The sequence below is a fragment of the Paraburkholderia sp. BL6669N2 genome, assembly GCF_003387275.1.
Lineage (GTDB): Bacteria > Pseudomonadota > Gammaproteobacteria > Burkholderiales > Burkholderiaceae > Paraburkholderia.
The window spans coordinates 1,130,897-1,152,573 of sequence record NZ_QUNA01000001.1 but is presented as its reverse complement, the minus strand read 5'-3'; the positions used below and the strand labels follow the sequence as shown (position 1 = coordinate 1,152,573).

Here is a 21,677-nt window from a genome sequence, read left to right as displayed (position 1 = left end):
TATACTTCCTTCATGATGATTGGGTGCGCTTTTGGGAAGGGAGTCCTAGGTGCGTCTTTCCGCACTTTTCATGCGTGTAAAAAACTTTAGTTGCGGAAAAATGCATCCGCGAGACCGGCAGGGAGACTTTTTGCATGACCGCAGCATTGCTAGAACAGTACGGCCCGCGCGAGTCGATGGAATACGACGTCGTAATCGTCGGCGGCGGCCCGGCCGGCCTGTCCGCGGCGATCCGCCTGAAGCAGCTGGCAGCGGAAAAAGGCGTCGAGCTTGGCGTGTGCGTACTGGAAAAAGGCTCGGAGATCGGGGCGCATATCCTGTCGGGCGCGGTGATGGATCCGCGCGCGATCACCGAACTGATCCCGGACTGGAAAGAAAAAGGCGCGCCGCTGACGGTGGACGTGACCGAAGACAAATTCCTGTTCCTGACCGAAACCGGCTCAAAGAGCGTGCCGACCTGGGCGTTGCCGGACAATTTCAAGAATCACGGCAATTACGTGATCAGCCTCGCGAATGTCACGCGCTGGCTGGGTCAGCAGGCCGAGGCGCTGGGCGTGGAAATCTTCCCGGGCTTCCCGGCGGCGGAGATTCTGTATAACGACGATGGTTCGGTCAAAGGCGTCGCGACCGGCAATCTCGGCATCGGCAAGGACGGCGAGCCGACCGAGAACTTCCAGCTCGGCATGGAACTGCACGCGAAGTACACGCTCTTCTGCGAAGGCGCGCGTGGGCATCTGGGCCGTCAGCTGAACGATAAATTCAAGCTGCGCGAAGGCGCCGATCCGCAGGTCTACGGGATCGGCATCAAGGAACTGTGGGAAATCGATCCTTCGAAGCACAAGCCGGGTCTGGTGATGCACACTGCCGGCTGGCCGCTGGAGAACGATACGTACGGCGGCTCGTTCCTGTATCACATGGACAACAATCAGGTGGTGGTGGGCTTTGTAGTCGGCCTCGGCTACACGAACCCGTATCTGTCGCCGTTCGAGGAATTCCAGCGCTACAAGACGCATCCGGCGATTCGCGCGGTGCTCGAAGGTGGCAAACGTGTGTCGTACGGCGCACGCGCGATCACGGCCGGCGGCCTGATGTCGCTGCCGAAGCTGGTGTTCCCGGGCGGCGCGCTGGTCGGCGACGATGCGGGTTTCCTGAACGCGTCGCGGATCAAGGGCTCGCATGCGGCGATCAAGACCGGCATGCTGGCTGCCGAAGCTGCTTTTGAAGCCGTGCAGGCAGGTCGCACCAGCGATGAACTCACCGCGTATCCGGAGAGTTTCAAGACGTCGTGGCTGCACACGGAACTGCATCGCGCGCGCAACTTCAAGCAGTGGATGAGCAAGGGCCTGTACCTCGGCACGCTGATGGTGGGCATCGAGCAGAAGCTGCTGGGCGGCAACGTACCGTGGACGCTGCATCATCAGCATTGGGATCACGAGATGCTCAAGCCGGCTTCCCAATGCAAGCCGATCGTGTATCCGAAGCCCGATGGCAAGCTCACGTTCGACCGCCTTTCTTCAGTGTTCATCTCGAACACGAATCACGAGGAAAATCAGCCAGTTCACCTGACGCTGAAAGATCCGTCCGTGCCGGTGAACGTGAACTGGCAGACCTATGCCGGGCCGGAGTCGCGCTATTGCCCCGCCGCGGTTTATGAGTTCGTGAAAAACGACGACGGCAGCGAACGCCTCGTGATCAACGCGCAGAACTGCGTGCACTGCAAGACCTGCGACATCAAGGACCCGACGCAGAATATCGTGTGGGTCACGCCGGAAGGTGGCGGCGGCCCGAACTATCCGAACATGTAATCAATCTCCCAGACTAAACATCACGCTGAAGACGCAGTATGAAAATCGTCCGATCTATCGAAGAAATGCGCGCCCAGTTGCGCGGGCAAAATCGAACCGCCTTTGTACCCACAATGGGTAACCTTCACGAAGGCCACCTGTCTTTGATGCGACTCGCGCGCCAGCACGGGGATCCGGTTGTCGCAAGCATCTTTGTGAACCCGCTGCAGTTCGGCCCTAACGAGGACTTCGAAAAATACCCGCGTACCCTGGAAGCCGATATTCAAAAGCTGCAAAAGGAAAATGTCTACGTGTTGTTTGCTCCGACCGTACACGATATGTACCCGCAGCCGCAAGAGTATCGCGTTCATCCGCCGCACACCCTCGGCAATATGCTCGAAGGCGAGTTTCGCCCCGGTTTTTTTCACGGCGTGTGCACGGTTGTGATGAAACTGATGTCGTGTGTACAGCCGCGCGTGGCGGTGTTCGGGAAGAAGGACTATCAGCAGTTGATGATTGTTCGCCAGATGTGCGCACAGTTCGCGCTACCAATCGACGTCGTTGGCGCTGAGACCGTGCGCGATGTTGACGGCTTGGCATTGTCGTCGCGTAACCGGTACCTGTCGCCGGCAGAGCGCGCCGAAGCGCCTGGTCTATACCGACTGCTGAATCGGATTCGTGACGAAGTGTTGGGCGGACAGCGAGATCTGAAATCGATCGAGTTCAAAGCGTTCAGAGCACTTGCCGAACGGGGATGGGTTCCGGACTATGTGTCTATCCGCAAGCGGTCGGATCTGCAGCCGCCGGGTGCATGTGCATTCGGCGACGAGCCTCTTGTGGTGACGGCTGCGGCCAAGCTCGGCGCAACTCGCCTGATCGACAATCTGGAGATCTGAACGCGCGGCACCGTTGGATTAAACCATGAGCGTCCATGCGCAAGACGTCCGTACAACGATTATCTGACGGCCGGCAGCAACTGATCGAGCGTTGCCAGCGGGATGTTCAGATATGTCTTTCGCCTTCGGGTTGGGGGCGCAACGAGACCAGTGATGAAGGGGTTTGAGAGTCGCCGCGTGGCACGCGTCGTCGACGGAAGATGTACATATTGACCTGAAAAGATTGCCCTTCCTTCAGTTCGCGACAGCGATTGAGTTGTGCACGGAACTCGTCAGGGACTGCGAACCCTGCCGCCGCTCAAGCCACCAGCATTGACTATTGCAACTACGTAGTCAGCATCGGATACGCGAGGTCCGAGGCCTCCCCATAGTATTGGATGGCGGATACCTGGAAGATCGTGGTGCTTGCGGTCATTTGAAACTCTCGTTGTCCGTTTGCCCGACGTCATGGGCTGGTCTTTAGCGCGTTGGCCCGAGCGCGCAAATCGCCTTTGCGCACTTTCCCCGATGCCGTGCGGGGCAACTCGTCGACGATAAGCAGACGCTCAGGCGTTTTCTGACGCGCCACACCGGCTTGGGCGAAATGTCGTTGTACAGCGGCGAGATCGAGTTCAGCGCCGGACTGGAGCACGACAACAGCACACACTTTTTCGCCGTATTGCGCATCGTGCTGGGCGACCACTGCGACGTCCCGTATCGCGTCGTGTGTGGCTAGCACACGTTCGACCTCTTGTGATGAGATGTTCTCGCCACCACGAATCACAATATCTTTCTTGCGGTCGGTTATCGTCAGGCAGTTCACCGAATCGAGCTTGCCGATGTCGCCGGTACGAAACCAGCCGTCGGGGCTGAACGCGATCGCATTGAGCGACGGATCGGTGTAGCCGACAAACAGCTCGGGACCCTTTGTCAGAATCTCGCCCTCACTTCCGGTCGGCAAGTCACGATCCAACTCATCGACGATGCGAACCTGACTACCGGGCTGAACGCGACCGTCTGTGCACGCGCGCTCGGAGAACGTGTTGTCGCGCCAGCCGATGCTTACCGTCGAGTGTTCTGTCAGGCCGTAAGCGCGCGTGCCGGCGAACCCGGAACTGTCGGCTAACGCCACATGCTCCGGGGTGACTCCGGTCCCCCCCAGTCCGTAAGTGACCAGAGACGAGAGGTCGCGTCCGGCGTGCCGTGCGGCGTCAAGCAATCCTTGAAGATGAAACGGCGTCCCTCCGGACAGGCGAACGCGATAACACTCGATCAGTTCGGCTGCGAGCGGCGCGTCCCAGCGGTCCATGAACACCATGTCGGTGCCAGTCACGAAAGGACGCAGCAGGAAGTTAAAGCCAGCAATATGTCCGGCGGGGAAGGGCGTGAGATAAGGGCCGGGGCCGTCTATGAATGGGATCGACCACTCCGCTCCGACAGTCTGATGCGTGTGCTGAACGCCCTTCGGGGCGGCGGTGGTGCCTGAGGTATACAGCAGCAGGCAAACGTCCTGTGGCTGCGGTGGCGACTCGTTTTTGATCTTGGCATGCTGCGAAATCGCTTCGACCTCTTTCAGCGTGATGCCGTTTTGTGGCGTGCGCTCGCCGACGACGATGACCCGCTCCAGATCAGGCAGATTGCCGAGCGCTTCGACACGCTCCAGAAAATCGATCCCGCGCCAGCGCTCAGGCACGCACAGGAATCGCGCGCGCGACTGACGCAGAATAAAGCCGACTTCGGCAGGGCCATAGATGTGCACAATGGGCACCAGCACCGCACCGACTTCGAGCGCAGCCAGATAGAGCACGGCGGTCTCGCGCTGCGTCGGCAACTGCATGGCAATGACATCGCCGCGGCGCAGGCCAATGGCACGCAACCCGCGCGCGAGTCGATCCGCGGCGGTAGCCAACTCTAACGTCGTGACGCTCGTCAGTCCCTGCTGAGTATGAAAGTGCATGCGCGTTCCCGGATGGGAGTGCGCTGCCTTCGACAACAATACGTTCAACGGTACGTTTGGAACCCAATTTCTATCGCTAACCGACTCATTCATAACAATTGCTCCAGCAATTTCCGCAACTGATCGACAAGCGCTAGCGGGTTATCCAGCATGAGGTGGTGATGTGCACCGGGCATCGTGATCAAGTTCCGCGCGGTAGGGATGGCACCGATGATTCTGTTGGCCCGATCGGCGCTGACGACCGTGCTCATTTCCGCGTGTACATAGGTCACAGGAACTGTGATTCGGCCCAGCAACCCCTCATCGCTCTCGACCGTCTGGACATGACGCAAAGCTGGGTCGAAGCGCCAGGTCCAGCCCGTTTCTGTTTGTCGCAGGGACGTCTTCGCAAGATGATCCATCAGCCATGGCTCACACTTCTGATCGGGAATAAGCCGAAAGTGCCTCATGCCAGTCGCGGCATCGAGGTACGGTCGAGGCGCGGGACGTCTTTCTATCAATGGAAGCGTGTCGCCCGGCAGCGCATAGAATGAATCGAGCACGATCGCATGGCGGATCAGTTCGGGGAACGTCGCGCAAGTCTGCAGAAGGCGCGAGCCACCAAAGCTGTGTCCCACTACGAAAGCCGGTGCAATGAATGCGGCCTTGAGCACTGCGGAAAAATCGCGCACAAAACTGTCGGGGCGATACTCCGCGCGATAACCACTCTCGCCCATGCCGCTGAAGTCGAATGCGTGCACGCGGAATCGTTCCGTAAAAAACGGTGCAATAAAGTCCCACCAATGGCTATGGCCTAGATAGCCATGCGCGAACAGCAAGCCGGGTTTGTGCGTGTCTTCAGCATTCCATGACACGTAATGGATGCGTGCGCCGCTGGCATCGGTGAAATGGGAGTGGCGTGGCCGTTGCAGAGCCCGTTCAAACCACGAAGGTGCCGCGCTCGTCATCACTTTGACTCCATCATTGATTGGCCTTTGATATGAAGCCGGGGCGTCGGCGGCTCTGCAGACCACGACTTCTGCCCGGTCTCGTCACGTTATTCATGCAAGAGGGTATTGTTGGTCGGTAGCCGGTTACGGTGGTTCTGAGCCCATTCCCGCAGGGAAGTCAGCGGAATACCGTACGACTCGACTTTGTCGATATCGACGCGGTAGCCCACCTCGTTGATCCATTCCTGTGCGTTCACCCAAGCCGGAAAGAGACCGCGTGCGATCGCCTCCTGCGGCGCCACGTGCACCGCTTTGATACCTGTCCTGAGCACAGCGGAGAGTGTCGCGGCTACCTGGGACATCGTAATCGCTTCGGAAGCCAGCGGGATAGTCTGCTCATGAAAACGCAGAGGATCAACTATCGACGCCGCAGCGAATGCGCCTATGTCATCGGCCGCAACGAAGTCCAGTCTGGTTTGTGGCAGCAGCGCGGATAACAACTCCCCTGTTTGTAAATGCGGAAACATGGACGTGGCTTTGGGGAGTGCCAGATTGTCCATCATGAAGGCAGGCCGCAGCACGGTCCAGCTGCCGAATCCCGCATTGCGCACTGCGTTTTCAACGTCCCACTTGTCCGTCCAATATTGGGTCGACCAGCGGTTTTTATTCCAATCTGGAAAGGACGTGTGATTTCCCGATTGCGCCACTGACGTGTGCACGAACTGCTCGACGCCGGCCGCTAGCGAAGCGTTGACAAGCGCAAACCCGTGGCGGCGCTCGCTATCCTTGCCGCTGACGCTCGGCAATTGCACCGAAAAGACTGCATTGACTCCATGTAAGGCCACTACGAGGGAATGAGTGTCATCGAAATCCCCCTTAATTGCATACGCGCCAGCGGCTTGGAGTGCGCGTGCGGCAGCAGACTCCGGGTCGCGTGTCAGGAATCGCACGCGGAACCCGCTGGCGAGCAAGCGACGCGCGGTGGCGCCCCCTTGCGCTCCGGTGGCGCCTGTGACAAGGACTGTTCCCGATGGTCGAGTCATTGAGTCTCCTTAGTGGCCTTGGCGTCGTACCGGCGGCCATCGTTTCGAAGCTCACCCCCGCGGGAACACCCGAAGGCGGATCATTTTTTACTTCGACTGACAGCATTGCTCGTTCGAATTATCATACACCGTTCAAATATTGCGCGTCAGAGTTATGATTCGCTCATTGAGGCCCGGCGAGCCGGGTCCGGGTCTTCGGTGGTTCCGGGCTTGCAGAGAACTCCATGTCTTCCACAGTGTTTGATGTGAGCCGCAAGGTTGCTTTATGTTCTGATGGCGCGGATTTCCCGTGGTTCGAAACCGGTTCGTCGGGGCGTCCACCGATGCTGCCGGCCGAAAAACGCTTCGAAGAACTGGTTGTGCTGTTTGGTGAACGGGATGAACACGAACAACGCGCCGCGTCCGTGGGGCGGCCCGTATGTCATCTTCTGGAAACGTCGTATGCACAAAGCTGGCCGCGACAGGCATTGCCGTTACTCCTTTACGCTTATCTGCAGAGCGCGCGTGGTGATGCCGCGTGTATGAGTATCTTGCTCGGCATGACCATGTGTGCGCTCCGGTCTCACTGATTGACGTCCATGAATTTGTGCTCAAGCGGGATCACGATACTTCTATAGCCTACCGAGAGGCGCTTGAGATTCTGTCGGCATCGCGTTTAAACGAGCTTTCCTCGCGTGATACCTTGCAGATCGTCGATAATCTGATGTCTAGTTCGTCGAACTGGCGTGGCTCGCTGCGGGTGGCCCGTTGGACGGCCATCCGGCAACTGCCGTTCGGGGAGACGCTGCCTATGGTGCATGTTGGCAATCCGCTGCAAAGAGGACGAACACCGAGCCCGTATCGTTACTTCTGCCAAATCAACATGACATCTTCGCTATCTTCTCTCGTCATTTCCAATGTCCGGCTGGCCGACGGCCAGCCGGTGGCCGTGTCGATTGCCGGCGGGCGCATCGCCGCTCTCGGCCCGGACCTCGTGCCGCAACCGGGCGCCGCTGTGGAAGACGGCGGCGGCGCGTTGCTGCTGCCTGGTTTCGTCGAAGGGCACACGCATATCGACAAAACCAACTGGGGCAGGCCGTGGTATCGCAACGAGGTCGGCGCGACGTTGCTCGATCGCATCAACAACGAGCGCCGCTGGCGCAAGGAATCGGGTCACGACGCGGGCGCGCAGTCGCTCGCGCTTGCGCGTGCCTTCGTAGAGGCGGGCACCACGCGCCTGCGTACGCATGTGGACGTCGATACCGACGCGGGTTTGCGTTACCTCGAAGGCGTGCTCCAGACCCGCCAGGCGATGCGCGATCTGCTCGACATCCAGATTGTGGCGTTTCCGCAGTCCGGTCTGCTGGGCCGTCCAGGAACGGACGAACTGTTGGGCCGCGCGCTCGCCGACGGCGCGGACGTGCTCGGCGCGCTCGATCCGGCATTGATCGACGGCGATCCGGTCGCGTCGCTGAACCTGACGTTCGCGCTTGCCGAGCGCTTTCACAAGCCGATCGATATCCATCTGCACGAGCCCGGCGAGGTGGGCGCATTCACCTTCAAACTGCTGCTCGATCGTGTCGAGGCGCTGGGAATGCAAGGACAGGTCGTGGTCAGCCACGCGTTCTGTCTGGGCGCACTGCCGGAGCGCGAACGCGATGTGCTGCTCGAACGGATTGCCCAGTTGAACGTGGCGCTCCTGACCTCGGCGCCGCCGTCGCGTCCGGTTCCGCCATTGAAGGCTTGCAGGGAAAAAGGCATCACTATCTTTGGCGGAAACGACGGCATTCGCGATACCTGGTCGCCGTATGGCTCGCCTGACATGCTCGAACGCGCGATGTTGATCGGCCTGCGTTACGACATGCGCCGTGACGACGAACTGGCCGTCGCTTTCGATTGCGTCAGCGCAGCGGCGGCACGCGGCTGCGGGTTCCGCGACTATGGGCTGCATGCCGGCGCAAGGGCCGACCTCGTGCTGGTCGACGCGGAAACCGTTGCGCAAGCGGTGGTCGCCCGGCCCAGGCGCAACCTGGTGGTGGCCAACGGGCGCATCGTCGCGCGCAACGGCGAACTGGTCGGTGCGGCGTAATGTGACGGCTTCAGAAGGATCATGCTCGGCGAGGGCAATTCGGGTAGGAACAATCGGGCACGGATCGATGTACTGATCAAAAACGGCTGTGTGATCACTGTCGATCGCAGCGACGTGTGATTGAAGATGGCGCACTCGCCGTGAAGGGCGAGCGCGTCGTCGCTGTCGGCGAGACGTCCGCGCTTGCGTCGCATTACTGCGCGAATCGGGTGATCGATGCGCGCCTCGCTTCATTTGCGGGCGAAACGAATTCGCTCAAACCCTCACGAGCAACTTGCCGACATTACCGCCTTCGAACAGGCTATTTAACGCAGCAGGCAGTTGTTCGAATCCATCGACGAAAGTCTCCTTGAATACGATCTCGCCGCTCTTAACCCACGGCGCCACTTGCGCGACCATTTCGTCCATACGATTGGTGTAGTCTCTTGCCAGCACGCCCTGGATGGTGGCGCGCTGAAAGAGCATGTGCTGGAGAAATCGTGGGCCCACGTCCGGCGTGTCCAAACCACCGTCGTATTGACTGATCGCTCCGCAAATCACAATGCGAGCCCGGCGCTTGATAAGTGGAATCACGGCATCCGTGATCGGACCACCGACGTTGTCGAAATAAACGTCCACCCCTCCTGTGGCCTCGAGCAGCGCGCTCGTCAAGCCTTCGTGCGTTTTGTGTTCCCGGTAATCGACCGCGCGATCCAGTTTCAGTTCGTCGAGCAGGAATCGGCACTTGTCTGGACCACCGGCAATGCCCACGACCTTGCAGCCCGCCTTTTTACCGAACTGTGCAACCAGCGAGCCGACGGCCCCGGCCGCACCGGACACAACCAGGGTATCACCAGGGCGCGGCCGCCCGGCTTCCATGAGGCCAAACCAGGCGATACGCCCCGGCATGCCGAGCACACCGAGCGCGGTGGAAACTGGCGCGCTTGCCGGATCGAGTCTGGTCAGTTCGCTGTGATGGCACCGTGCATACAACTGCCAACCCGAATAGGCCGACACCCAGTCCCCTTTGGCGAACAGCGGGCTGGCTGACTCGACCACTTCTCCCACTACGCCGGAGCGTTGCACGATGCCGAGAGGATGGGGCACGTCATAAGTGTTGCGCTCGTGCTGCTGGATGCGAATGTACGGGTCTACGCTGATATACCGCGCGCGGACGATGACTTCGTTCTCCGCCAACGGTCCCGAGATTTCGCTTTCACGAAGTTCGTAGTGTTCCGATCCAACGCGACTCGTGGGACGTTGTACATAGAACCATTGGCGATTCGAAAAGGGTGCGTTCATGGATTGGATTTCCGGTGTGACTTGCGATGCCGTGGGAACGATTCAATTGAGTTGCGCGAGGCGTTTGCAATGTTGGTATGAGGATTCAACAAGGCAAGACAGCGATCTTCGGCGGCTGGTTTCGTGCGCCAATATTTTAATTTTATGGACAGCCGCCGTCGACTTATTATTTATCGCCGCCGCGAGATCCCCTTCCACGTGTTGTTGCTGGACAGAGCGACGCCTAGGCCCGATATCGCGGTATCGATTGCACGGGCAGACTGGCCGGCAGCGTGGCTTGCTCAAAACGGAAATTGCCGGCGGTTGGCTGTCCATCCGGACGGGAGGCAAGAACGATCTGTCTGGAAGCGTCTATTTTTGTGGCGAATATCCGCTTCGTCAGGACACTCGCCCGTCAGATACCGGAGGATCTATTGCAATACCGAAGCACATAATTTCGCCAGCCTGTCGTCGAGCGAGCGGCCTTGTACGTCGATCTGGGCGCTGTGGAACTGGCTCAGTTGGGTCGACGGCTTATCGTACTCGATCGTCGTGCCACCCTGTGCGTTTTCATAGACCATGATACGCAACGGCGCATACAGTCCCGCCGCCATATTGACGCTGGTCATTTCTGTCGCGGTGAGAATATTGCCGGTGAAATACTCGGTGCCGTTCCTGCGCTGTCCTTTCAGCACGAGCCAATCTCCATGCAGCCCGATGTAGTGAATCACAAGACCGTCGTTGCCGGCGGCTTTCTGAAGGGCGACACGCAATTCGTCGACCTTGTCCTGCTTCAGCAGCGCGCGGATATGATCGTCGAGTCGGCCGAGACGGCTCTCCAGATCCTGTTTGACCGAAGCGTAGGGTTTGCTGGAAGAGACGGTCACGTGATCGATGATCGTCTTTGTTTCCGATACCTCGACGGTCGCCGCCATCGCCGGCGCACAGAACACGTTCATGCCGATCGCAGCAACGGCGGCCATTGGCAATGCAACTCGTGAAGCGGTAGTACGTAAGTTAATCACCGTTGTCTCCTTGTTGGACAGATAAGTAGGACGCTCTCTCGCGTCAATGTTCCGACGCGGCTTCGGCTCCAAGGCCGCTTAGCATGCGAAGTTGCTGGGCATCGAAGGAGGCGTCGGCGGCGTTCTTGCGTGTCGTGACCGATCCGATCCAGCCCGCGATAAAGCCGACCGGAATGCTGAACAGGCCGGGATTCGAGAGCCAGAAAGGCGGGGTGGAATCCTTGAAGATGATGCCTTTCGCTCCGATAACGGCCGGCCCCAGCAGCACGAGCCCAATCGAGGAAAGGGTGCCGGCGAGCACGGCGGCCACTGCGCCTCGATCCGTGAAACGCCGCCAGTACATCGAGAAAAGAATCACGGGCAAGTTTGCGCTGGCAGCGATGGCGAACGCGAGGCCAACAAGAAATGCGACATTGAACGTCTTGACGAGCAGTGCGAGTCCCATCGCGGCGATACCGAAGACTATCGTGGCGATCTTCGCGATCACGACCTGCCGGCGCTCCTTGTCGCGAGACGCCGAGAAGAGCTGGCCGAAGATGTCGTGAGAGATGGTCGAGGCCGAGGAAATCATGATGCCGGAGACGACCGCAAGAATCGTCGCGAAGGCGATTGCCGAAACGCAGGCGAGCAGCAGTTCACCGCCGGCAGAACCTGCACCGCCGCCGAGTGCCGTGGCAAGCAGCGTGATGGCGCTGTTTCCCGAACTATGTGTCGCGAGAATCGCCGCCGGCCCCACGATTGCGGTGGCGGAAAATCCGAGCACGATCATCATTACCGCAAAAGACGTCATGACAATCAGGCCGATTTTCGCGGACTTTCTTGCCGCGACGGCGGACGGCACCGTGTAAAACCGGGTCATGACGTGCGGCAGTCCTGCTGTGCCCAACGCCAGAGCGAGGGTGAGCGACAGCGTATCCAGCGGATCCTTGAAGTAGCCACCCGGCACAAAGTACTGCGCCGGATGCAGCGAAGAAAGGCGTGCCTTACTGAATAGCGCACCCACGTCGAAGGAAAAGTGGGCGAGAGCGAGCAGCACAAGCACCGCGCCGGCAGTCCAGACGAGTACAGCCTTGACGATCTGCACATAAGTCGCGGCCACCATTCCGCCGAACAGCACATACGCGATCATGAGTACGCCGATCAGCACGATCGCGGCGTTGGTGCCGATCGGCAGTAGCAGACTGGCCAGTGCGCCGCCGCCGACGAGTTGCGCGAGTAGATAGGCTAACGAAATGATCAGCGAAGAGACCGATGTGGCCGCTCGAACGCCGCGGCTGCGAAAACGCAGTGCGACCACATCGGAAAGCGTGTATTTGCCGCAGTTTCTGACCGGCTCGGCGACGATCAGCATGATCATGATCCATCCGGCGATAAAGCCGACCTGATACACGATCCCGTCAAACCCGAACAGGGAAACGAGCCCCGTCACACCGAGAAACGAACCGGCGGACATAAAGTCTCCCGCCAGCGCGAGGCCGTTCTGAAACGGCGACAGATTGCGTCCGGCCACGAAAAATCCTGAGGTTCCGCGCGATCGGCGAGCGCTCCATGCGGTCAGGATGAGGCTGAGTCCGATAAATCCCACGAAGGCGATGATTCTGAGCCCGCCATGACTGATCAGATTATTCATGTCGATCACCGTTCGATTGTGCAAACGCGCTTTTAAGCAGTTCGGCCGCTTTCGGGTCGTAGACTCGCTCGGCCCATGCGCAGTAGCCCCAGAAGGTCGCGATCGTGAGCGCGAACTGAACGACCACCGCGAGCAGTCCGAGGTTGAGTTCGCCGTAAACGGATAAGGACATCGCGCCAGGGAACTCCAGCACTGCGATCAACAGGCCGAAATAGATTCCCAGTGAGGTGTAAAGCAATGACCACACGAAGCGGTTCCGGAACTTTGCGAGCGCTCGCGTCTTCTCGGCGAGCGATAAGCCGGATGATCTGGCTTTCGTCACGTTTTGCCGCTCGAACTCCGCGTTGATTGATTCCATCGATTGCATGTCGGGTCTCCTCCGTTATGGTGTTCATGACAGACATTTGAAGAGGTTGGGTCGCTAGAGTTTTGCGGGCAGAACTTCGCCGCGGCTTTCGCCAAATCCGATTCGTGCAAAGCCTGCTTTCTCACAGTAACCGCGCAGGATAATGGCGTCGCCGTCCTCCACGTAGCTGCGCTTTTCGCCTGTATTCAGCGTGACCGGCTCGCTTGCGTTGCGTGCAAGTTCCATCAGCGCGCCCGCTTCTGATTTCTCTGGGCCTGAAATGGTGCCGCTGCCAAGCAGGTCTCCAGCACGCAGATTGCAGCCACCCACGGTGTGATGCGCGACCATCTGTGCGATGCTCCAGTACTGATGCCTGAAACTCGTGAGTGAGAGTTGCGCCGCCGGGAGATTCGCGGCTTTATGGCGGGAAGTCTCCATGCAGACTTCCAGTTGGATATCGATGGCGCCCGCCGTGCTATTCCGGTCGGAATTCAGATAAGGCAGCGGCTTTCCATCCGTGTCCGGGCGCGGCAGGGGAAGTCTGAACGGCGCCAGTGCCTCCATGGTCACGATCCACGACGAGATCGTGGTGGCGAAATTCTTGGCCAGAAAGGGGCCTAATGGCTGCATCTCCCAGGCCTGAATATCGCGAGCGGACCAGTCGTTGAGCAGACATAGCCCGAATACATGACTGTCGGCATGATCCAGATCGATCGGCTCGCCGGCCGCATTGCCTTGTCCAATGTAGATGCCGAGTTCAAGTTCGTAGTCCAGCTTGCGCGACGGCGAGAAAATCGGCGCATCTTCGCCCGGAAGCATGATTTGGCCCGCTGGGCGCCGGAAGCGCTGACCGCTGAGCCCGATGCTCGAGACGCGGCCGTGGTAGGCAATGGGTACCGATTTGAAATTGGCGCCTACACCGCTCAGGCCGAGTAGCTTGCTGATGTTGGTCGCGTGATGAATCGAAGTGTAGAAATCCGTATAATCGCCGATCTGCGCAGGCAGGCCGTATTCCACTTCCGATTGCGGGACCAGACACGCCTCGATGGCCGCGCGATCGTCCGAAGGGGCTCGCTCGTGAAGCGCCGCGAATAGCGCGTGCCGTACAGCGCGCCACGCGGACGGACCCAGTGAGAAGAACTCGTTGAGCACGGGCTGCGCGCACGCCCGCGCAGCCTCGCCCGCGATTCCATTCAGACTGACGCGAGCCGCCCAGGCGGCCATATCGACGACCTGATCGCCGATTGCGACCGCACCCCGGAACGCCTCATCGGAATGCTTTCTGCGGAAAGCCGAAAACGGTAGATTCTGGATTGGAAAGTCACACGCCGGTGCATTGGCGGATTCGACCCAACTGCGCGCAGCGGGGTCATGCGTCTGATTCAGAGTGTGTTGCATGTTCGTCCCGATTCATTCGGTTAAGGCGCGAGCGGCTCGCGTAATAGCAGCGACGTTCAGTCGAACGGGCGCGTGGGGCTGTGCCTGCTGAGAAGAATTCCGCGCTCCTGCAAATCCCGAATGAACGCTGCGCTAAGTTTGCGTTCCGAGAGCACCTCGGCGTTATGCTCGCCCTGGAAAGCAGGGCTGCCCGGCTGCGGCAACTCGGACTGGCTGAAATGCCAGGGCGCGCCGGGCATGCGTGTCGTGCCGCCGGATCTGTCGTCGACATCGACTAGCGCGCCCCATTCCTGCACCCACTCGGAATCGGCGAACTCGTTGACGCTGCGGACCACGCCAATGGCCAATCCCGCTTCGCTGACCTGCGTCTGGAGCTGATCCAGGTCATTGAACGTGAGAAGCCACGCGCGTACTTCGGCCAGCAAATCAGCAATGTTTTGCCGGCGCAACAGCGCCGTGCCGAAGCGGGGATCGCTTAGCAGATCGTTGCGACGCATCATCGCGCAGTAACGCGAAAACATCGGCGTGTAGATCGGACTGCCCGCGATGGTGAGTTGACGTCCATCGGGTAAATCGAAGATGTGCGAATCGGGCGCGGAGAGAATAATCGGTTCGCCCTCCGTATCGATTTCCGACAGTTGGGCACCCACGCGTTCGTTCACCGATAGCATGGTCGCCGCCATCGAGACGTCCACGTGTTGTCCCTGGCCGGTTCGCGCGCGATGCTGAAGCGCGGCCAGAATACCGATTACGCCGTGAAGACCGGTGTACATGTCGGCGTGGCTGCATGCGTCGTTACGAACTTCGGTGAGCGCAGAGCCGAAATGGTGCTGGACGATGTCGGTCAGTCCCGACTCGGCTTGCACGGTCGGCGCGAAGGCGGGGCGGTTGCGCCATGAGGTCGATTGTCCATAGCCGCTCAAAGAAGCGTAGATCACGGACGGATTGAAAGCGCACACCTGGTCATAGCCGAGCCCGAACCGGTCCAACGTGCCGGGGCGAAAATTTTCGACGATGATGTCCGCGTCCCGGCACATGTCGACCATGATGGAGCGAGCCTCCGGGAAGTTGAGGTCGAGGCTCACGTTGCGCTTGCCGGCGTTCTGTTGCACGTAATACAGCGACATGTCGCCGATATGCGGCATGCTCACGCGGCCGATATCGCCGGAGGGCGGTTCGATCTTGGTCACGGTGGCGCCGAGATCGAGGAGCGTTTTGGTGCAATGCGGTCCGGCCAGCACTCGCGTGAAATCGATCACACGAATACCTTCGAGCGGTGCTGACATGATCAATCTCCCTTGAATTCGGCGGTGGCGGGCCCGGTCGAAAAGAACGAAGCGAAACCTCGTTCGCGATCGCCCGTCTGCCAGATCATGTTGTTGAGGTTGATCTGTTCGAGGTCGGCGCTGCGCACGCCGCCGTTGGCGGCAAGATTGGCCTGCTGCTTGATGCCGTAGAGCACTTTGGTCGGACCTGCCGCCAGTTGCCGGGCGAACGACATGGCGGCGCTCTGGAGTTCCGCTTCGGGCACGACGTGATTGATGATGCCCCAGCGCTCGAATGCTTCCGCTGCGTGCCGCCGTCCGATCAGTGCGATTTCCTTGGCCCGTACAATGCCCGCTCGCTGTACGAGTCGTTGCGTGCCGCCGAGCAGGGGAATCAGACCGACGATGTTCTCGACCTGGCCGAAGTAGGCCGTGTCCGCGGCGACGATCATGTCGCATGTCAACGCCAGTTCGAGGCCGCCGCCGAGCGCGGCGCCGTGAACCGCGGCGAGTGTCGGAACCGGCGCGTTCTCCAGCACATCGAGGAACTCGAGGAATTGATCGGCGTTGTGCTGGATCACTGTCTTGCCGTCGGTAAATGAACTCATTTCCGCACCGGCGCAAAAGTGCCGCATGTCGCTTTTGAGCACGATCGCGCGGGCGCCTTCAGCGACCACGCCGCGATACGCGGCGAGCAGATCCGCAATCATCGCGTCGTCGATCAGGTTGTGCGGCGGCTTGGCTAATGAAACGATTCCGACGGCGCCATCCATTTCAATCTTTACTGTGGTCATGGTTCTCTCTGCAAGGTGATCGCAATATGGCCTGTGTGTGGGAGTGCCGGCTGACGGGTGCGTTACCGGTGTATTAAACCGATACCGCGGCGGTGCTTATTGGCGGAGCGTGTTGCGTCGCCGCATTGACGTGACCGATTGCGCCATCCACGGTCTCAGGATGCGCATTGATCAGGGTTGTCACTAGTGTCCGCGCGGGGTCAACTGAGGGCTTCATAGCTTGTCTCCATCTGTTTTTCGGCATGCGCCGTTGATGGTTACTATCTCAGCGAGCTCGTTGAGCGGCAACGTCCAACCCTGCCAATTGCCGTGTCAAACTGTGCCAAACGCGCCCAACGAAGATCGAGAAAATGTGCGAGCATGTCCGCAATTGGAGTGAGGCATATCGTGCGACCACCGAAAATCATCACGCCATTGCATCCGGATCTCGACGCGCCCACGCAGAGTCTTCTGGGCTTGGCCGCGCTCGCCGCCGAACTGGCCGCGGAGGGCGTTTCCGTCAACAAACTGTTCGCGAACACGGGCGTCCATGCGAACCAGTTGGAGGATTCGCAGGCGAGAATTTCGCATCGTCAGCGGCTCGCCATTTATCGAAACGCTCAACGGCTAGCGACACGAGCCGATGTTGGATTGCTCGCCGGCGCACGTCAGAGGATCAGTGACTTCGGCATATATGGCTACGCCATGGTCAGCAGTACAACCTTTGGAGACGCGCTGAAATTCAGCGTCGAAAATGTCAGGATGGCCGGCGCGGTTTTGCAGATCAGCTATTCCACCAAGGGGGACACCGGCATTCTGAGCAGCCACGGACTGGCATCGCTTGGCGACATGTTGCCGTTCGTCGCCGAATTCTGGCGCAGCTCGATGACGGTGTTATTCAGCCGCGTGCTGGAAGCGCCTTTTCCGTCGAAGCGCATGGTCATGGCGTATCCGGCGCCGCCGCATTGGCGGAATTACGAAAGGATGTTCGACTGTCCCGTGGAATTCGGCGCGGACACGATGGAGTGGCATTTCGACGTGCATGTACTGGACCGTCCGTGTCCGAATGCAAATCCGATTACCGCGCAAATCTGCCAGCAACTGTGTGATCGCATTCTCGAAGAACGCGATGGCATTCCCGAACTTCCGCGGCAAATCCGCATGGCGTGCCTGAACGCACCGGGCGTGTTCCCATCCGCGGAGAAGATGGCCGCCCAACTCGGCATGTCACTGCGAACCTTGCATAGACGGCTCGCCGACGATAACTACTCGTATCAAACCTTGTTGAACGATGTGCGCCGGTCGCTTGCCATCGAATTTCTCGAGAACACGCGACTTCCTATCGATCAGGTCGCCGAGCGTATTGGATTTTCGGACGCGGCGAGCTTTCGCCGATCGTTCAGGAAGTGGACTGGAAACTCACCCAGTCTTTATCGGAAGGGAACGGGCCAGGATGGGTGACAGGCGCGGCGCGCCTGCATAGGTCCGCGACAGTGCCATGGCGAGCGCAGATGATCATTCAGTTGCAGACCTTCAACGTGTCGGTCAAAATTGACGACCGTGTTCCCGAGGTCCGATTGCAAGTCGCACTCCGCCGTCGAAACCGCCACTGAATCCAAAAGAAACATGAGACGACTATTCCTCGCTTCACTCGCGGCCATCTCTTTCGTGACCTCCGTTCATGCGCAGAGCAACGCGCCCGGTCCGCTCGCCACGCCTTCGGGCGCACTGGAATTCGCCCGCGCCGAGCGCGATTTCGTGGGGATGCTCGACAAGGAAGTTTTCGATCGTTTCAGCGCCGACACACTCACACATTTCGATGAGGTCGGTAACGCAAGCGACACCGTCACGCGCACGCTGGTGCAGACCGATTCCGGTCCGGTGTTGTACGACTTTCGCCGTCGTCCGCCGCTTGTGCAGCGCTCGGGTAAGCGCATGACGGTCAGGCGCGTGTTCTGGCAAGGCGATGAAGTCGTGATGCAAAGCTCGCAAGGCTGGTTCAGATTCAAGGGCGGTGTACTGACGAAGCTGCAATCGTCGACGACGACTTACCATTGATTTAGCGGCGCATCCCGAAGCGAGGAGGGCAAGCGGCGTGCGCCGACGATAGATATCGCGGGCAGCACGCTCCGTTATTCCTTAATCCCGTCCCGGCTCCCATGCAGCCAATTGATGCTCGCGAAGAGCAGCACGGCGAACACGATCAGCATCGTCGCCACGGCGAGGATCGACGGATCGATCGAGTCGCGAATCCCACTCCACATCTGCCGCGGTACGGTTTTTTGATCCGGGCCGCCAATGAACAGAATAACGATGACTTCGTCGAACGAGGTCGCGAAAGCGAAGACGCTGCCGGTCGCGACCGCCGGCGTGATGAGCGGTAAGGTCACGCGCCTGAAGGTGATCCAGGGTGTCGCCCCGAGTCCGGACGCGGCGCGCAACAGACTCTGATCGAATGAAAGCAGCGACGCCGTCACGGTGATCACCACGAACGGCGTGCCGAGCGCCGCATGCGCCAGCACCACGCCGGGATACGAGTTGACGAGGCCGAGCGGCGCGAAGATCAGATAGAAGCCCGCGGCCACAACGACAATCGGCACGATCATCGGCGAGATGAGGATCGGCATGATCAGCGAGCGCAGCGGAAACTGCGTGCGTGAAATGCCCAGCGCGGCCAGCGTGCCGAGACACGTGGCGATCAGCGTGGACGCCGCGCCTATGCCGATGCTGTTCAGCAGCGATCGCTGCCAGTCCGCGCTCGTGAGCGCCTGCTCATACCAGCGCAGCGAAAAGCCCTGCAACGGGTAGGAGAAGTACGAGCCCGAATTGAACGAGAGCGGAATGATCGCGAGAATCGGCGCAATCAGGAAGAACAGCACAAGCGCTGTATGCAGCCGCACCCAGCGCGCGGCGACGCGTTCCGTCAGCACCTTGTTGCGTTGTTCTTGCATGTCGATCTCTCGTCGTGTCAGCGTGTTTAACCGAAGCGCAAGCGGTCGATGCCGACGATCCGGTTGAACAGGAAATAGAAAATCGCCGTGAAAATCACGAGATACGCCGAGAGCGCACCGGCGAGGCCCCAGTTGAGTTGCGTGTTGGTCTGTATGGCAATGAGCTGGCTGATCATCTCGTCGCCGGCGCCGCCGAGCAGCGCGGGTGTGATGTAGTAGCCGAGCGCGAGCACGAACACGAGGAAGCAGCCCGCTCCCACGCCGGGCAGCGTCTGCGGAATGTAGATCCGCACGAACGCGGTGAACGGGTGCGCGCCGAGCGATTGTGCGGCGCGTACGTACACGGGCGATACGCTCTTCATCACCGAATAGATCGCGAGAATCATGTACGGCAGGAGCACATGCGTCATGCCGATGAGCACGCCCGCGCGGTTGAAGATGAGCGGCAGTGGATGGGTGGTGAGACCGAGACCCATCAGCAGGCTGTTGATGACGCCGCCCGGCTGCAGCAAAACGTACCACGCGGTCGTGCGCACGAGCAGCGAGGTCCAGAACGGTACGATTACGAAGAGCATCAGGCGGTTGCTGCTTCTCGCGGGCAGATTCGCGAGCATCCATGCGACCGGATAGCCGAGCAGGAGGCACAGCAGCGTGACCGTGGCGCTGATCGAGATCGTGCGCACGAACGCCTGCCGATAGATCGAAGCGTTATCCGGCACGAAGGCGACCGCGCCTTGCGGTGTCACATGCGCATCGACGGCCGCGAGCAGATAGTCGGGCGTCGGCGAGGAGGCGGCGCGCTTCAGCAAGCGCCAGATCTCGGGCGAATTCCAGCGTGGGTCGAGTTCGATGAGCGCCGCTTTCCATGCGGGCGGCGCGTCGGCGGGCAACTGGCGCGCGGTACGCATCAACAGGCTCCGGAACTCGGCCTGATCGAAGTTCAGCCGCCGCGCGACCGTGCCGAGCTGGCCGCTTTGCTGCGCTTCCCTGAGCCCCGCGGCGAGCAGGGTGAACATGCGCTCGTCCGGCACGCCGCGCCCGTCCCATGCATCGAGCGCGCGGGTGAGCGCGGGCATGCTGTCGGGCACTTCGTGGTTCTGTACGCTGCGCGCAAGGAGCAGCGCGATCGGCGCAATGAACGTCGACAGCAGAAACACGATCAGCGGCAGCGCGAGCAACAGCGCTTGTACCGAGGCACGGCGGCGCGCCTTTTGAAACGACGCGCGGCCGTCGGCTCTCGTCGGAGAGCCCGGGGCCGTGGCGCGGGCCGAAGCGGGCATGTGAGTAGTCAAGTCGGGCTCTCGTCGGACGGTTGTGTTACTGCGTCAGCCACACCTGGAAGCGCTTGTTGATCTGGTCCGCGTTGTCGGCCCAGAAGTTCGCGTTGATCTGCAAGGCGCGCTTGAAGTTCTCGGGCGCGGTCGGCAGATCGGCGAGACGTTGCTTGTCGATCAGCGCGATCGCGTCCTTGCGCGGCGGCGCGTAGGCGATGTACTTCGACAAGTCCGCGTACGCCTTCGGCTGCGAAGCGGAGGCGATGAACTTCGCGGCGGCGTCGGCGTGCTTCGCGCCCGTCGGCACGGCCCACCAGTCGAAGTCGTAGACCTGCGCGTCCCACACGGTCTTGAACGGCTTGTTGTCCTTCTTCGCGGCGTCGGATATGCGGCCGTTGTAGGCTTGCGTCATCACGACGGCGCCGTCGGCGAGCAACTGCGGCGCCTGAGCGCCTGACTCCCACCACACGATGTTCGGCTTGATCGTGTCGAGCTTCTTGAACGCGCGATCCACGCCGGCAGGTGTCCCGAGTACTTTGTAGACATCTTTAGGATCGACGCCGTCGGCAATCAACGCCCATTCCATCGTGACCTTCGGCGATTTGCGCAGGCCGCGCTTACCAGGGAATTTCTGCAGATCGAAGAAGTCGTTGACGGTGGTCGGCGCGGTCTTGAGCTTGCTCGCGTCGTACGCGTAGACCGTGGACCAGACCATGCTCGCGACCGCGCACTCGCTGATTGTGCCGGGAATGAAGTCGCTCGTCTTGCCGATCGTCTTCTTGTCGAACTTCTGCAGGAGGCCTTCGTCGCAGGCGGTGATCGCGTCGTTCGTTTCGAGGTCGATCAGATCCCATGTGGTGTTCTTCGCCTGCTCCATCGCGGAGAGTTTCGCGAGGCCGCCGTCATACGATTCGGTCGAGAAGCCGATGCCGGTGGCCTGGGTGAACGGTTCGAAATAGGCCTTCTTTGCCGCCGCTTCGTATGCACCGCCGAAGGTCACGACGGAAAGCGTCTCCGCGGCCTGGGTGGTCATGGTGGTCAAAGCGGCTGCGGCGAGTACTGCGAGTGCGACGTTTTGTGTTTTGATGAGAGTGCGCAT

General features: G+C 60.2%; 19 protein-coding genes. 6 read left to right on the top strand and 13 right to left on the bottom strand.

The window, feature by feature from the left end:
- Nucleotides 1–134 precede the first annotated feature (134 nt).
- Both B0G80_RS05210 and panC read left to right on the top strand, forming a co-directional pair.
- Nucleotides 135–1,805 carry an electron transfer flavoprotein-ubiquinone oxidoreductase gene (locus B0G80_RS05210; protein ID WP_116117246.1) on the top strand — a complete coding sequence of 557 codons (1,671 nt, stop codon included), beginning with the start codon at nt 135–137 and terminating at the stop codon, nt 1,803–1,805.
- A gap of 38 nt (nt 1,806–1,843) precedes the next feature.
- Nucleotides 1,844–2,680, top strand: a complete 837-nt coding sequence (panC, locus tag B0G80_RS05205; RefSeq protein ID WP_116117245.1) for a pantoate--beta-alanine ligase — start codon at nt 1,844–1,846, stop codon at nt 2,678–2,680.
- A 445-nt stretch (nt 2,681–3,125) separates the two neighbouring features.
- Here the strand turns inward: panC and B0G80_RS05200 are convergent, their stop codons facing one another.
- From B0G80_RS05200 to B0G80_RS05190, 3 genes are all read right to left on the bottom strand, one after another.
- Complete coding sequence (locus B0G80_RS05200; RefSeq protein WP_116117244.1) at nt 3,126–4,709, bottom strand: AMP-binding protein; 1,584 nt, start codon at nt 4,707–4,709, stop codon at nt 3,126–3,128.
- A complete protein-coding gene (locus tag B0G80_RS05195; RefSeq protein ID WP_116117243.1) occupies nt 4,706–5,563 on the bottom strand; it encodes an alpha/beta fold hydrolase in 858 nt (285 codons plus the stop codon). Before B0G80_RS05195 ends, B0G80_RS05200 begins: the two co-directional genes overlap by 4 nt.
- Nucleotides 5,564–5,652: 89 nt before the next feature.
- Nucleotides 5,653–6,588, bottom strand: coding sequence for an NmrA family NAD(P)-binding protein (locus B0G80_RS05190; RefSeq protein WP_116117242.1), 936 nt, complete (start codon nt 6,586–6,588; stop codon nt 5,653–5,655).
- Between the two features lie 224 nt (nt 6,589–6,812).
- Between B0G80_RS05190 and B0G80_RS05185 the strand changes: the two genes are divergently transcribed.
- Together B0G80_RS05185 and B0G80_RS05180 are read left to right on the top strand one after the other, a co-directional pair.
- A complete protein-coding gene (locus B0G80_RS05185) occupies nt 6,813–7,157 on the top strand; it encodes a hypothetical protein (protein WP_147309831.1) in 345 nt (114 codons plus the stop codon).
- Nucleotides 7,158–7,450: 293 nt separating this feature from the next.
- A complete protein-coding gene (locus B0G80_RS05180; protein ID WP_116119523.1) occupies nt 7,451–8,656 on the top strand; it encodes an amidohydrolase family protein in 1,206 nt (401 codons plus the stop codon).
- 255 nt (nt 8,657–8,911) lie between these two features.
- Here the strand turns inward: B0G80_RS05180 and B0G80_RS05170 are convergent, their stop codons facing one another.
- From B0G80_RS05170 to B0G80_RS05140, 7 genes are all read right to left on the bottom strand, one after another.
- Nucleotides 8,912–9,937: an NADP-dependent oxidoreductase gene (locus tag B0G80_RS05170; protein WP_116117240.1), complete on the bottom strand. Its 1,026-nt coding sequence runs from the start codon at nt 9,935–9,937 to the stop codon at nt 8,912–8,914.
- Nucleotides 9,938–10,347: 410 nt separating this feature from the next.
- A complete protein-coding gene (locus B0G80_RS05165) occupies nt 10,348–11,013 on the bottom strand; it encodes a DUF302 domain-containing protein (protein ID WP_258878807.1) in 666 nt (221 codons plus the stop codon).
- The gene (locus B0G80_RS05160) at nt 10,985–12,571 is read right to left on the bottom strand and encodes a cation acetate symporter (RefSeq protein ID WP_116117238.1); all 1,587 of its coding nucleotides are present in this window, start codon (nt 12,569–12,571) and stop codon (nt 10,985–10,987) included. Before B0G80_RS05160 ends, B0G80_RS05165 begins: the two co-directional genes overlap by 29 nt.
- Nucleotides 12,564–12,938, bottom strand: a complete 375-nt coding sequence (locus tag B0G80_RS05155) for a DUF485 domain-containing protein (protein ID WP_116117237.1) — start codon at nt 12,936–12,938, stop codon at nt 12,564–12,566. Before B0G80_RS05155 ends, B0G80_RS05160 begins: the two co-directional genes overlap by 8 nt.
- A 54-nt stretch (nt 12,939–12,992) precedes the next feature.
- Nucleotides 12,993–14,315: a fumarylacetoacetase gene (gene fahA / locus B0G80_RS05150; protein ID WP_116117236.1), complete on the bottom strand. Its 1,323-nt coding sequence runs from the start codon at nt 14,313–14,315 to the stop codon at nt 12,993–12,995.
- Nucleotides 14,316–14,371: 56 nt separating this feature from the next.
- A complete protein-coding gene (locus B0G80_RS05145) occupies nt 14,372–15,601 on the bottom strand; it encodes a CaiB/BaiF CoA-transferase family protein (RefSeq protein ID WP_116117235.1) in 1,230 nt (409 codons plus the stop codon).
- 2 nt (nt 15,602–15,603) lie between these two features.
- Nucleotides 15,604–16,374 carry an enoyl-CoA hydratase/isomerase family protein gene (locus B0G80_RS05140; protein ID WP_116117234.1) on the bottom strand — a complete coding sequence of 257 codons (771 nt, stop codon included), beginning with the start codon at nt 16,372–16,374 and terminating at the stop codon, nt 15,604–15,606.
- A gap of 387 nt (nt 16,375–16,761) precedes the next feature.
- Between B0G80_RS05140 and B0G80_RS05135 the strand changes: the two genes are divergently transcribed.
- Nucleotides 16,762–17,814, top strand: coding sequence for an AraC family transcriptional regulator (locus B0G80_RS05135; RefSeq protein ID WP_106285592.1), 1,053 nt, complete (start codon nt 16,762–16,764; stop codon nt 17,812–17,814).
- Nucleotides 17,815–17,979: 165 nt separating this feature from the next.
- Complete coding sequence (locus tag B0G80_RS05130) at nt 17,980–18,411, top strand: hypothetical protein (RefSeq protein ID WP_116117233.1); 432 nt, start codon at nt 17,980–17,982, stop codon at nt 18,409–18,411.
- A 74-nt stretch (nt 18,412–18,485) separates the two neighbouring features.
- On the opposite strand, the gene B0G80_RS05125 is transcribed toward B0G80_RS05130, so the two are convergent.
- Genes B0G80_RS05125 through B0G80_RS05115 form a run of 3 tightly spaced genes read right to left on the bottom strand, consistent with a single transcriptional unit; the run spans nt 18,486 to nt 21,677 of the window.
- Entirely contained in the window at nt 18,486–19,304 is an 819-nt protein-coding gene (locus B0G80_RS05125; RefSeq protein WP_116117232.1) for an ABC transporter permease, read from the bottom strand.
- A 26-nt stretch (nt 19,305–19,330) separates the two neighbouring features.
- Nucleotides 19,331–20,584, bottom strand: a complete 1,254-nt coding sequence (locus B0G80_RS05120) for an ABC transporter permease (protein WP_116117231.1) — start codon at nt 20,582–20,584, stop codon at nt 19,331–19,333.
- Between the two features lie 37 nt (nt 20,585–20,621).
- A complete protein-coding gene (locus B0G80_RS05115) occupies nt 20,622–21,677 on the bottom strand; it encodes an ABC transporter substrate-binding protein (RefSeq protein ID WP_116117230.1) in 1,056 nt (351 codons plus the stop codon).